Consider the following 12,856-nt stretch of genomic DNA (forward strand, 5'->3'; position numbering starts at 1 on the left):
CCTCAGGCTCCTGCTGCTCGATCATGATTAAGCCCTTTCCTTGTTTGAGCATCTTTGTCAAAACGTACCGAAGAATTCATCTTCGAGTCCGATAACGCGAGAGTCAACGTAAATAATGTCCGGGAATGAGTGATTGCAACCATGCAGACATTGAAACCCGTCACTACCTTATCGGCTGACATTTCGCCAGAGCAAGCCCTTGAAGTCACCGAGCGCGATGGCGCGATCATTATCAAGAACCTGTTTTCGCGCGAGGTGCTTGACCGGTTTTTGGCAGAGCTCAAGCCTTATACCGACGCGCGTGCCGCCGGATCGGGTTATTCCGATGCCGCTGCACTGGTAACGCTGGGCCAGAAACCCTGCCGCATCACCGGACTCGCTGCGCGCAGCGTCACGGCGGGAGAAGTGATCACGCACCCTTTGATCCTGGCCTGGGCGAAAGGTCGACGCACTGCCACCACGGTTCTGACGCCATATACCTATATCAGCATCATTTGGGCAACGCTTTTCGGATATGCCCCGTGGGGCGAAACGCTCAGTATCGTCGCGATCGCCGACATTGCACTAATCATCGGCAGCTCCATCGCCGTGGCGATGCGCAAAAATCCTCAGTTTGCTTTTGTCCAAGGCCGATAGGCATGCTCGACATCGGCCTGGGCATCACCAAAGCGTGTCAACTCGTCGAAGAATCTCTGGGTCTGCTCCATCACCGGCAAGCGAAGCCCACAAGCGGCAACGGTCTCTCTATCACAAGCAGCTGCATCCACATGCGCTGCCAATGTGGCGTATTCTGCGGGCGGCACCTCACCAGTCCGGCTTGCTGCGGACACAGTGCGCTCTAGCACTGCATCGACATTGCAACGATATCCGTGGCGCAAGGTCGCGAGAAACACGCCGAGTTCCATGCCATACGCTTCCACCAGCCGAGCCGCCTCGAAGAACGAAGCGAGCGCACCCCGATTGAATACGCATAGTGCAGCAGTTAAAGCCTTGACCGCTCCCGGCTCAGAGCCGAGGTAGCGGACAGGTCCCAATGCTGCGAGCACATGCTCGACCGCCTGGAAAACCGAGGCGTCGCCGGCATAGACAGTCAGGCCTTCCGCCGTGCCAAGGCCGTCCGGGTAGCACATCGGCATGCCGTCAAGACAACGCGCACCGCAAGCCGTACAAAACTCTGCGAATGCCTTGGCCTGAGCTGGCGTCCCGGAACACAATGGCACCACGACCCGACTCGACAGCACTCCATCCGCTCCTGCCGCTGCCAGCACTTCGCGTGCAACTTCATAGCTCTTGACAACCACGTAAATCACTTCGCTCTCGTTGAGAGCCTGTACCGGCTCGCTCGCAATATACGCACCAACAGCAAGCAGCGCAGCATCTTTACCCGGGGTACGGTTCCAGACGTGCACACGATGTCCAGCACGCAACAGCGCCATGGCCACTACGCGCCCGAGCACGCCCAAGCCGATAATCGACACATTTTCTTTCTTCATGTAACCCTCACGCGCTTCTCTCCCATCGATCTCACTACACGTCAACGCCGCGAAGCCGTGTTCTATGCAATGCTTCAACCACGGCGCAAAGGTTCGTCCTTCGCAAGTTGCCTGGCTTGATGCTCCAGGCCCCAGCGATAGCGATCCGGCCAGTTTTTGAATTCGTGCTCGGGGAACAATTCGGCATAGGCATGATGAGGCCAGTTCGGATCGTTGAGCGCCGCACGTCCAATCGCCACGAGATCGGCTTTCCCCGTTTCGATCACTTCGTTGGCCTGCACTGCATCCAAAATCAGACCTACCGCAATACTTCCAATGTCGACGCTATGTCGAACCTGCTCGGCGAATTGCGTTTGATAGCCATAACCGACAGGCAATCTATAAGGATGGGTGCGCACTCCACCCGACGAGCAATCCACCAAATCCACACCCCGCCTCTTGAGTTCGCGCGAGAACACGATGGTGTCCTCGATAGTCACGCCTTCCGGGCCCCCGGTATCGACCGCAGAGACACGGAAACACAACGGTTTCGACGTCGGCCAGACCCGGCGTACAGCCTCGACCACTTCGAGCGCCAGGCGCATGCGCCCGGCGCGATCGCCTCCGTAGCCGTCACTGCGCAGATTGGTGAGCGGCGAAAGAAATTGGCTCAGCAGATAACCATGTCCTCCATGGATCTCAATGAACTCGAAACCGGCCTGATCGGCACGCTGTGCAGCAGCCGGAAAAGCGGCCGCCACAAGAGCGAGATCGTTATCCGTCATCGATCGCGGCGCCGGCCATCCCGCGCCAACCGGCAAACCGCTCGGCGAAATCGTATCCCAACGGTCCTGCCCGGGCGTATTGAACGCTTCGTCCGACGGGCGGCTGCCAACCCAAGGCTCAGTCAAGCCCCCCTTGGCCCCGGCATGTCCAAGTTGAATTCCTGGCACCGACCCTGATTGCTTGATGACCGACGTAATGCGTTGCAGCATCGGAATATGAGCGTCGGACCAGATGCCGAGATCTTTGGGCGTGGACCGTCCTTCTGGCAGCACTGCCGTCGCTTCCGCGCATACCAGGCCAAATCCGCCGAGCGCGAATCTGCCCAGATGTGCCAGGTGAAAATCTGTCGCATAGCCCTCTTGTGCGCCGTATTGGCACATTGGCGAAACCATCAAGCGATTAGGAATAGTCACGTCGCGCACTACCAATGGATCAAAGAGGCGACTCATAAAAATGCTTTCCTAATTAAATACACGGCGCGCCAGCCAGCTTGAAAAGCACCGCCATTCGATAAATGAGATAGCACCGGGTGGCGATCCCGACACAATGATCAGCGGATCGGGCCGATTTCGAGCGCGCTCGACGCATCGCCAATCTCGTACTGCCAAAGACTGGCAAACGGTTCCTGCCCAGGCACCAGAACCTGATAAAACGAACGAAACCCCATCAACTCACGCATACGCTGAGGAAGCTGCTTTGCAAATTCTCTCGAGACCGACAGACACTGAGCCTCTCCGGGGCGGATCCAGCCTGGACAAAACGTCAACGTCATCCCGCGGCGAGCCGCACCGGAGCGATTGGCGCCAGCACCGTGCCCCACCTTTCCAGTAAAGAAAAGCGCGCTACCCGCTTTCATTTCTGCCGGCACCGAGGGCAGCACCTCGGTTAGCTCCAGCCAGTTGATTGCATGACGATGTGTACCGGGAAGAACGCGGGTTGCCCCGTTTTCTTCTGTAAAGTCAGTCAGCGCCACGAGACAGCAGCATTGAACCTCGCGGTTGTAAGGCCCCTGCAGAAACGGCGGCCAATTGCCCTCGTCTGTGTGCAGGGTTTGAGCAGGCGCGCCCGGCCAGACCTCCAACATTTGCGTAGAACACAGCTGCAAACTTTTGTCGTCAAGTGTCCGCTCCGCCCAGCCCAACAGTTGCGGCTCCAGCAACGTGTCGACCACGCCAGCGCTGCGGGCAACCAACGAAGACAGGCGACGGGTCAGGCCATCGGACTGCTTGTCGTAAGCGATTGTCGAACTCGCACCGCGGCCGTCGAGGGTCGCATCGAGTTCTGCATTGATCTGACGCACTCGTTCTGCGCTGATCAGGTTTGCTACGATTACCGCACCATCTCGCTGCGTTGCCTCGAAGATAGTTTCAATCGACGTATTCGACGGTAACGTAACGACAGGGCGAAGTTCAGGGATATACATCTAGCACTCCTCGATAAACCATTGAATAAAGAATCAATTCCTTCCGGCGCTGGTTGAAGCGTCAATCGGAGCGTCGCGGAACGTGAGAGCGGGGGGAGAAGGCGGCGGAGTGCATTGTTCAATGGCATGGCCGATCGCCAGGAGCCTGGATTCTCTCCAGGGGCGACCGAGAATGTCCATTCCGACCGGCACACCGCCATCGGCATATCCGCTAGGCAAGGTCAGTGCCGGCAGGCCGGAATTGGCGCTTAACTGACTATTGGCCCCATTCTGCGGTCCGCCAATTCGGCCCGCAGGCTGCCGTATCGTTGGAAACACCAACGCATCGAGCCCGAGCTGGTCCATCGCTTTGACAATCACTTCGCGCAGCATCCTGCGCTTGGCCACGTGCGCGTAGTATTCCTGTGTAACTCGCGAGACCGTCGCCATGGACAATCGCAGATTGTCGATCACCGCGGCGTGGCAGACCCCCGAAGCAAGCAGCGCCTGAAACGATCGGAGCGGCGACGTCGGGCGCCTGGCCAAGTATTCATCCAGATCGAACTTGAAATCCTGCACCAGTACAAGAGAGCCGCACAAGCGGTCTTTCAGCAAATCGGACAAGGCTGAAATTTCAACATCCACAATCGTCGTGCCAGCGGTCTCAATAAGATCCAGACGACGTTCGACGATTCCCGCCACCTCGTCATCTCCAGCATCGATCCGAAATAGATCCGTGAGCCTGCCTATGCGCACGTTGCGTAGTTCCGCCGTGCCAAGTGCAGCCGTGTACGTCATCGCAAGTGGAAACGTCGGCGCTTGGACGCCACCGACGTCGGTGCCTGTCAAGACGTCCAGGACAGTGGCCGCATCCTCCACCGTGCGGGCAATCGGCCCCACAACGTCTTGCGTCGACGACAGGGGCACTATCCCCTCACAGCTGATAAGTCCCTGCGTGACACGCAGGCCCACAAGACCGTTGTACGCGCTCGGGACGCCGATCGAGCCACTGGTGTCGGTGCCCAACGCGACCGCGCCAAAACCGGCGGCAAGCCCGGCCGCGGAACCGCTACTCGAACCGCCGGGATAACACTCAGGGTCGTACGGGTTGCGTACCTGGCCAAAATACGAGCCAAAACCACGGATACCGTAGCCGAACTCATGCATATTAGTCTTGGCCAGAATGATCGCCCCCGCCTGACGCAGCCGGCGAACGACTGCCGCATCAATCTCGGGCTTCCAGCCCGCGAGCAATGTACAGCCGGCCGTGGTCTGCAAGCCTGCCGTCTCAATGTTGTCCTTTATCAGCACGGGGATCCCATGCAGCGCTCCGCGCAGCACGCCATCGCGCCGTTCGGCATCCAGAGCATCTGCTTCCGCCGTCGCACGTTCGTTGATGGTAGCAATGGCATTAATCGCTGGCGCGGATTGATCGAAAGCAGTAATACGTTTCAGGTAAAGATCGACCAGTTGCCGTGCCGACAACGTCCCGTCCGTTTGTTCCGCCTGCAATCGACGGATGCTCGCCGCGGATAATCTCCAATCAATCATACCTGTGCCTTCGTCAGATTGCGGATCCTAGTCCCGTTTCGCACTGGTGCCGATTCGGATCGCGTATTGGCCGTGCAGGGGCAGCAAAACGCAGCGACACCGCAAGCCGGAATTCCGCAGCGAACAGACAGACAAGAAAACGCTCTATTCGACATTGCAGCCCTATCCTTTCTGCACCGCACGCGACCCTTCGTTTATGACCTGGATCTGTGTGAATTCGAACAGCCCTTCTTCCCCAAGCTCCGCGCCAATGCCGGACTGGCCAGAACCGACGAAGGGGGTGCCAAAGGTAATGTCGGCATGCTTGTTAACCCAGACCATGCCCGAGTCGATGCGCAGGGCAATTTCACCGGCACGCACGGCGTTTTTAGACCACACCGAGGCCCCCAATCCGAAATGCGTACCGTTAACACGGCGGATCGCGTCATCAAGATCCGTGTAACGGATAACCGGCAAGATAGGGCCGAACTGTTCCTCGTCGACGATACGGCAACCGTCTTCAATGTCCCGCACGATAGTCGGCTCAATGAAATAACCCGCACCGTCACGGACACGCCCGCCAGCGATAATATTGCCATGCAGCCGCGTATCTTCCAGTAGCGCCTTGACCCGTTCGAACTGAGCACGGTTCTGCAATGGTCCGAACTCCGTGTCGGGATCGAGCCCGTTACCAAGTCTTGCCGCGCGAGCTTTTTCAGCCAGCCCTTGGCAAACCGCATCGTAAATCGACGCATGGACATAAACACGCTTGATGCCACAACATGCTTGCCCAACGTTGATGAAGCCGAGGAAGAAAATCCCCTCGACAGCGGCCGCGACATCGGCATCTTCGAGCACCAGCGCAGGATCGTTCCCTCCCAGTTCCAACGTCACGCGCTTCAGTGACTCGGACGCCGCCGCCATGACACGCTTGCCCGTGGCGATAGACCCTGTGAACGACACTTTGCGGACGTCCGGATGCCGGGTCAGCACATCACCCAGATCGTTGTCATCTGCCACAATGTTGAGCACGCCAGGCGGTACCACATCCGCCAGCAACTCGCCGAGGCGCAAGGTAGTCAGTGGCGTCGTACCGGCCGGCTTGACGACCACGGTGTTGCCCGCGAGCAAAGCCGCGGGCAATTTGGCGCCGAGCACGTCGAACGGGTAGTTCCACGGCACGATCGCTGCCACAACCCCGAGCGGCCGGCGCAGCAATCTGACGTAGCGATCGGCGCTGTCTTCGAGTACTTTGATCGGGAGAGTCAGGGAATCGGCCGCATATCGCAGCGCACCTGCAAAGCCCCTCAATTCCCCTTCAGTGTAGGCGAGCGGCTGTCCCTGCTCCTGCGTGAGAAGCGGCGCAAGCGCCGTCACATTGTTCTCTACGACCTTGGCAATGCGCAGGAGGACTTCCCGCCGTTCGTGAATAGTCGTGTTCGACCAGGCTGGAAAGGCCGTCTTGGCGGCCTGCACTGCTTCATTGATTTGCTCGGCCGAGGCGCGTGGCGCCACATCCACCACTTCCTCGGTGGCCGGATTGAGAACCGCAGACTTTCTGGCGCCGTCGACCAGGCGGCCCCCGATCAGGAATTTAAGGTTCGACACGGATGGAATTCCTCTGATAACTCAGTGATTAAACGGGATGCGAGCGCTGCATCATATATAGCCAGGCGAGACGCAAAAATCTGTTGGAACAAGTGACCTCGTGCGATGTGTCGTCATTGCTCCGACCCGGATCATTCGTCAACATGCGGCCACTCAATAATCGATCGCGTCGGCCACTCGCTCTGCGACCCTGGCTGGCAGGCGCACAGTGAGCTCGGTGGACTGCAGCTGCGTCAGGTAAAGAAGTGTCGTCTGCTCAATCGGATCGTTGCGCCAGTGAGTGCCGAACCGTCCACTCCAACCATAGCTACCAACTTGCGCGAAGCCTACCGCCTGCTGTTGGCGAGGCAGATCATCGACGACCGAAACGCCGAGTCCGTACCCTTGGCCGGCGAAAAAATTGTGGCCAAACACCTCGCCCTGGCGCTGCGGGTCAGTCAGCCAATTGCACGTCATCAGAGCCACCGAACGGGGCGACAACAGATGGACGTCGCCTAGGCGACCGCGGCCGAGTAGCAGGTTGGCAAAGCACAGGTAATTGTCTGCTGTCGAAACCAGGCCACCGCCGCCCCCCGGGAAACGCTCTACCTTGTTCCATACGCTGAGCCCTGGGGTATCGGAAACCATACGATGACCGTCGACCCCGACGCCATAGGCGGTAGTGAAGCGCGACTGTTTGTCCGCGGGCACAAAGAAACCGGTGTCGCCCATGCCGAGAGGTTCAAAAATGGATTCACGTAAAAAAACGGCAAATGGTCGACTACTGACCCGCTCGACCAACACCCCGAGCACATCGCTCGAAACGCCGTAGCGAAAATGTTCGCCCGGCTGATCAGCGAGCGGCAAGGCTGCCAGCGCGGCCAACCATTGGTCGAGGGAACTGGTGGTATCAGTCCGAAATCTTTCCGCCTGTAATGCCCGACCAAGCGGCCCCGGCACGGTGGTGGAATAGCCCAAGCCCGCGCGGTGGCTAAGCAAGTCAAGAACGGTAATCGATCGATTGGTCGCGACCGTGTCATCAAGCTCTGCAGAGGGCGTGCGCAACACACGCGGCTGCCCAAACTCAGGCAACCAACGTTCGATTGGATCAGTCAATGCAAGCCGCCCCTGCTCTATCAACATCAAGACGGCAACCGCAGTGACTGGTTTGGTCATTGATGCGATACGGAAGATCGAGTCGCGGCGCATTGGCTTGCGTCCCTCCTCGTCCTGGTAACCTGCCACGACTACCGTCGCCACCTCGCCGCGGTGCGCCACAAGCGTCACAATGCCAGGCACGATGTCAGTTGCAACCAGATTCTCAACGTATTCTTCGACGCCTTGTAGTCGGCTCAACGATAGGCCAGTCATTCGCCCGCCCCTTTCAGATTGGAAACACATGCTGAACGATTACAGTTCCAACACCAGCCTCGCCGACTTCGCACGTGAGCAACACAGCATCATCTGGTCATTCTTTGCCTGTTCCGTACGCGTGAGATACATGTCGCGATGGTCCGGCAATCCGGCTATCACGCCCGTCGCGCAGGTGCCACACACACCCTCTTCGCAAGACATGGGGATGTCGATGCCGTGCGCAATTAGCACATCGCAAATGCTCTTGTCGGCCGGTACCACATACACGTCGCCGGTACTAGCGATTTCGACTTCGAATGCTCCGTCATCTGCCTTCCGCATCACATCCGCGGCAAAATATTCAAAGTGAACTCGTTCATCTGCCCATCCTTCTGAACGGGCGGCTCCAAGCACTGCGTCCATGAAACCCTTGGGTCCACAAACGTACAAATGCGTGTTGGCGTCGCAGCTCGATAGTTTCTTTGTAATATCCAAACGCTGCTCGGCAGCACCATCGTCAAAGTGAAACTCGACCCTGTCGCTGAAGTTGCCTTCTTTCAAGGCGGCATGGAAGGCGGTATGAGCCGGCGAGCGAGTGCAATAGTGCAATTCGAAGGGCCGGCCTTCTCGGGACAGACTTTCGGCCATGGCCAGTAACGGCGTGATACCAATTCCACCACCGATCAAAAGGGTATGGCTTGACCCGGCTGCCAGCTGAAAGTGATTACGTGGTGCACTGATCTGCACCAGATCCCCCTCAAAGAGCTTGTCAACGAGTGCGGCGGAGCCGCCGCGCGACTGGGGATCGCGCAATACAGCAATCAAATAGCGATGCGTCTCATCAGGCGAATTACATAAAGAGTACTGGCGAGCAATTCCTTCGGGCGTGTGAACGTCGATGTGTGCACCCGGCTCAAAGGCTGGCAACGATGATCGATCCACGCGAGCCAGTTCGAAAGAGGCTATTCCAAGAGCTTCCATGGTCTTCCGTGTAACGCGTACCTCGATCAAGTCAGTTCGAGTGCTCATATATGTTTACCGTAAAAGGTGGTGCGCAACACGCCCACAAAGCATCTTCGACAATGGCCAGCAAACACTCACTTGCCAAGGGCCCAATAACGGCGACCGTTGATCGCCGCAGGGACCGGAACTCCATAAAACGGGCTTAAATCACGCGACGGGAACCCGCTGCGGACGCGTTCGGCCCAATCCTGCTGCGCAGATCAGAGCCATGAAGCTCAGAACGCTGCAAATCAACGCGATTGTCACGCCTGCGCTGACATCGGAATCAGAAATAGCCAGCGACGATATTAATGGTCCAAACCCAGCCCCCAACACGACAGGCACAGCAAAAATCGACACCGCTCGCCGCCTGGGATCACAGTGCGCCGACAATGCAATCTGGAACGGCACCATGAAATAGCCTAATCCACCGAACACCAAGGAAAACATCAAGAAGCCCGGGATGGTCAGATGTCCCCATAAAACATACACGGCCTGGAGAATGTAAATAACGCTGCATACAATGAGCACCGGCAGAAACCGTACTCGATGGGCAATCATAGCTGCCAAGATTGCCCCCCCGCCCTGAAGAACAAGCGACAGGATCGCTGCGAGGTCCGAGGTGCTCTTCGGAATATTTGCCGCAGCGGTAATGGGCTCAAAGTAGATCCATAACGTGGCAGTAAACGCATTTATGAAAAACACACTGAGCAACGCCAGAATCGCTGCAAATGGCATTGTCAAATGTTCAATATTGTCGCCGGGCGTCTCAGTGGAATGCTCAATAGGGGCCATGCGCTTTGGACCATAGAGAATCGCGAAGCCAGTTACCAGCGCCGCAACACCCATACTTGCGAATACAGCATTCACGCCATATCGCGGAACCAGCACATCCGACGCCAGTGTCGAGACCACGACAGCCGACGCGACGTATGCAGCCAGATATAATCCGCTCAACCGTTCCGCACGTGCATTGCGAGCCACAAATTCGTATTGCAGCCAGATCAATATGCCGCCACCGGCTCCAGCCACCAAACGCCCGGCAATGAGCCATTCGCTGCTCAGCTGCGTGCTCCAGAAATTGCCAAACGTATTCAGCAACACGCCAATAATTGCGGTTCTACGTACATTGCTGAGAGAAAAAAAACGTGGAGCGAACAGACTTGCGAGACCAACCGACAGGTAGTCTGCCGCTGCGACATGGCTGAGTTGCACCGCGTTGACCCTGCCAGCGATCAGGAGGTCGCCATACAGGATTGGCGCAACACCCAATGCCATATAAGCAACGACCATGAGCAGCGCCATGATCAAAGTGTCGCGGTTTGTAAAAACTACTTCGCGGCTACTACTCTTATCCATCACATTGACTCCAGGTGGCCAAACGAATCACGCGGGTTCAGGCAAATGCCCGGCGCTCTCCGGGATACGGATGGCACCAACCTGCTGCAAGAAGCTGGCCGAGTCGTAGTAGCCCCAATGTTCAGTAATCTTCCCGCCACGACAGATATCGACATAGAGGCCGTGCAGTACGAGCTGTGCGCCATGAGGATCGACACCGCATAGCTTGCCAGTGATGGTGCCGCTCGACTCCCAATGCGACACTACAAACCCGTCACCCGCGCGTTGCTCGGTGATACGAGCCTGCATGTCAGGAACGCAATCCGCGAAAAGCTTCCCCCAATTGACCATCGCCTTCAGGCCCTTAAAGCCAAAGACGCCGTTGTCGTAGTTCGCGACGTCTTCCGCATAAACCTCGCCCGCTTGAGATAATTCGCGCGTGACGTTGAATATCTCGAAACCGCGCCGCGCAAGTTGTTTATTGCTTTCTTGAATTTCCAATTCGTCATTGGAGGACATTATCTCTTCTCCATCTTGATGAGTTATCTTTTTTTCACAACCTACCCTCGGCGCCGCGGAAAAAGGTGGCTCAAGGAATAGCAGTTTTACCAGCGTAAGTGCAGCGAATTGAGCGCGCCAACGACACCCGTCTTCATCCTCACGGGGTGCGCCGGATCCAGTTCGAAGTCTGGAATCTTGCTTAACAGAACCTGGGTGTACGTCATCAACTCCAGCTTGGCAAGGTTGGCGCCAGGGCAGCGATGGGGTCCAGCGCCAAATGTCAAGTGCTCTTTCCCATTGCGGTCCAACAATACCTCTCCCGGGCTCTCAAAGACTTCCTCGTCCAAATTGTGCAGAACAAACGGCGCGCATACGATATCTCCTTTCAGAAGCGTTACCCCACCCATCTCCACATCCTGTGTCAGCTCACGGCCCCCCGCGATCGTCACATAGCGCCGCAGAACCTCGTCGATGGCTGTGGTCAGAAGTTTAGGGTTTTCAATCAGAGCTTTGCGATCCGCAGGGTAACGAGCCAGGTGGTAAGTGAGAAAGCCAAGATTGGCGGAGACCGTATCAAGCCCGGCGAACAGCACGTCACGCGCAACAGCCATTGCATCGTCAAACGTCATATTCTGATCGAAAATCGGTTCAGCAAAGATGCGGCTGAACGCGTCCTCGCCGGGCGACTCCATACAACGCCGCACAAACGGTTCCAGGTACGAGTTCGCGATATCGAGCATCTCTTCCTCACTCATGCTCTGGTCCTTGCGAACAATCTGCGATCCAAGCGGACGCAGGCGCTGCCAATCCTCCACGGGCAACCCGGCAAAGGCCAAGAACAATTTGATCGACAACGGTTCTGCAATTTCGGTCAGTACTTCGCAATGTCCTTTATCGATTACCTTATCGATCAGTTCTGCCGCCAACTCGCGTATCGGTTCCAGCATGGCCATCACATGCTTCGGACCTAAACCACGGCTGACCGCACGCTTGAACTCCGTGTGCTCGGGCGCATCGAGTTGCAAAGGGATCAGCTTGAAATGCTGTGAATCCGACTTTGGAATAATCACGCCGCTACTGGAGAACCGCAGTGCATCGGTCCAGATTTCCTTGATGTGTACGGCGCGAGTAGCAATCCAATGGCCGCCATTGTGCGGCGTCCACAAAAAATCCTTACCAGGTTGTCGTACTGCCAGCCATGCCTCGTGGAAATCGTCCTCACCGCCCGGAACGTTGTAAATGTCAAGATCAACGACGTTATCCTTCGGTACGTTCGCCGGAATTGTGTACTCACTCATTTCCTTCTCCATGGATATTGCTGAAAGCCGCCCAATGTTGATAGACCAGGTCATGGGGCGCCCAATCACCGCGTGGCCCTGGATATTTCTTACTGTTGCTTGGCTGCTCGATCACCCAATCCAGCACGAATGTCCGGTGACTGAACTTCCAAATGCCGTTTCGGCGCTCGAACCGGTCCAGATACCGACCACCCGACAAGTTATCCATCGGCACGCCATCAATGAGCTGCGTAGCAACACACAGGCAGTAGCATTCCCCTATCGCCTCATCACCTCGAACGGCAAATAATTCATTGGAGAACTGGTGATAGGTGCGTACCTTCGCGCGTACCCAGCCGATCGCCAAGTCAACGAATTCGGATGCGGGCCCGGTGTAGCTACCCGATACGACCGTTGCGTCGGGGTGGTAAGCAGAGGCAAACAACCCCGCATCGCCACGATCGGCCGCGCGCCCGTAGAGCGTAACAAGCTCATGCAGAGCCTGCTTACTCAGCAACTGGTCAAACGTAGAATCTTTTTCCATATATTTTTACTGTTTCCACAAAGCCGGCGGCCGCTGCAACGATGAACAATTCAGGCATTGACGC

At 57.1% G+C, this 12,856-nt stretch carries 12 protein-coding genes; 1 reads left to right on the forward strand and 11 read right to left on the reverse strand.

Annotated elements, in window-relative coordinates; all coding sequences use genetic code 11:
* The first annotated feature begins 141 nt into the window (after positions 1-141).
* Positions 142-636, forward strand: coding sequence for a hypothetical protein (locus B0G75_RS38710; protein ID WP_106286291.1), 495 nt, complete (start codon positions 142-144; stop codon positions 634-636).
* Here B0G75_RS38710 and B0G75_RS38715 read toward each other — a convergent pair.
* The 11 genes from B0G75_RS38715 to B0G75_RS38765 all read right to left on the reverse strand — a co-directional run bounded on the left by B0G75_RS38715 (position 609) and on the right by B0G75_RS38765 (position 12,792).
* Complete coding sequence (locus B0G75_RS38715; RefSeq protein WP_146142597.1) at positions 609-1,493, reverse strand: NAD(P)-dependent oxidoreductase; 885 nt, start codon at positions 1,491-1,493, stop codon at positions 609-611. The genes B0G75_RS38710 and B0G75_RS38715 overlap by 28 nt on opposite strands.
* A 74-nt stretch (positions 1,494-1,567) precedes the next feature.
* The gene (locus tag B0G75_RS38720) at positions 1,568-2,707 is read right to left on the reverse strand and encodes an NADH:flavin oxidoreductase/NADH oxidase (RefSeq protein ID WP_106286289.1); all 1,140 of its coding nucleotides are present in this window, start codon (positions 2,705-2,707) and stop codon (positions 1,568-1,570) included.
* A 101-nt stretch (positions 2,708-2,808) separates the two neighbouring features.
* Positions 2,809-3,681, reverse strand: coding sequence for a phytanoyl-CoA dioxygenase family protein (locus B0G75_RS38725; RefSeq protein WP_106286288.1), 873 nt, complete (start codon positions 3,679-3,681; stop codon positions 2,809-2,811).
* Positions 3,682-3,714: 33 nt separating this feature from the next.
* Positions 3,715-5,211 carry an amidase gene (locus B0G75_RS38730; RefSeq protein WP_106286287.1) on the reverse strand — a complete coding sequence of 499 codons (1,497 nt, stop codon included), beginning with the start codon at positions 5,209-5,211 and terminating at the stop codon, positions 3,715-3,717.
* Between the two features lie 162 nt (positions 5,212-5,373).
* Positions 5,374-6,798: an aldehyde dehydrogenase family protein gene (locus tag B0G75_RS38735; RefSeq protein WP_106286286.1), complete on the reverse strand. Its 1,425-nt coding sequence runs from the start codon at positions 6,796-6,798 to the stop codon at positions 5,374-5,376.
* A 153-nt stretch (positions 6,799-6,951) separates the two neighbouring features.
* Entirely contained in the window at positions 6,952-8,148 is a 1,197-nt protein-coding gene (locus B0G75_RS38740) for a serine hydrolase (RefSeq protein ID WP_181196766.1), read from the reverse strand.
* Between the two features lie 39 nt (positions 8,149-8,187).
* Positions 8,188-9,111 (reverse strand): PDR/VanB family oxidoreductase, encoded by a 924-nt coding sequence (locus B0G75_RS38745; RefSeq protein WP_258194169.1) that lies wholly within the window; start codon positions 9,109-9,111, stop codon positions 8,188-8,190.
* A 189-nt stretch (positions 9,112-9,300) separates the two neighbouring features.
* Positions 9,301-10,491: an MFS transporter gene (locus B0G75_RS38750; protein ID WP_106286283.1), complete on the reverse strand. Its 1,191-nt coding sequence runs from the start codon at positions 10,489-10,491 to the stop codon at positions 9,301-9,303.
* 27 nt (positions 10,492-10,518) lie between these two features.
* On the reverse strand, positions 10,519-10,989 hold the full coding sequence (locus B0G75_RS38755) for an ester cyclase (protein WP_106286282.1): 471 nt from the start codon (positions 10,987-10,989) through the stop codon (positions 10,519-10,521).
* 86 nt (positions 10,990-11,075) lie between these two features.
* Positions 11,076-12,269, reverse strand: coding sequence for a cytochrome P450 (locus tag B0G75_RS38760; protein WP_181196765.1), 1,194 nt, complete (start codon positions 12,267-12,269; stop codon positions 11,076-11,078).
* Positions 12,262-12,792, reverse strand: coding sequence for a nuclear transport factor 2 family protein (locus B0G75_RS38765; protein WP_106286280.1), 531 nt, complete (start codon positions 12,790-12,792; stop codon positions 12,262-12,264). The genes B0G75_RS38760 and B0G75_RS38765 overlap by 8 nt, the downstream gene beginning before the upstream one ends.
* Positions 12,793-12,856: the final 64 nt, after the last annotated feature.

The sequence above is a fragment of the Paraburkholderia sp. BL18I3N2 genome (assembly GCF_003001875.1).
GTDB classification, from domain to species: Bacteria; Pseudomonadota; Gammaproteobacteria; order Burkholderiales; family Burkholderiaceae; genus Paraburkholderia; species Paraburkholderia phytofirmans.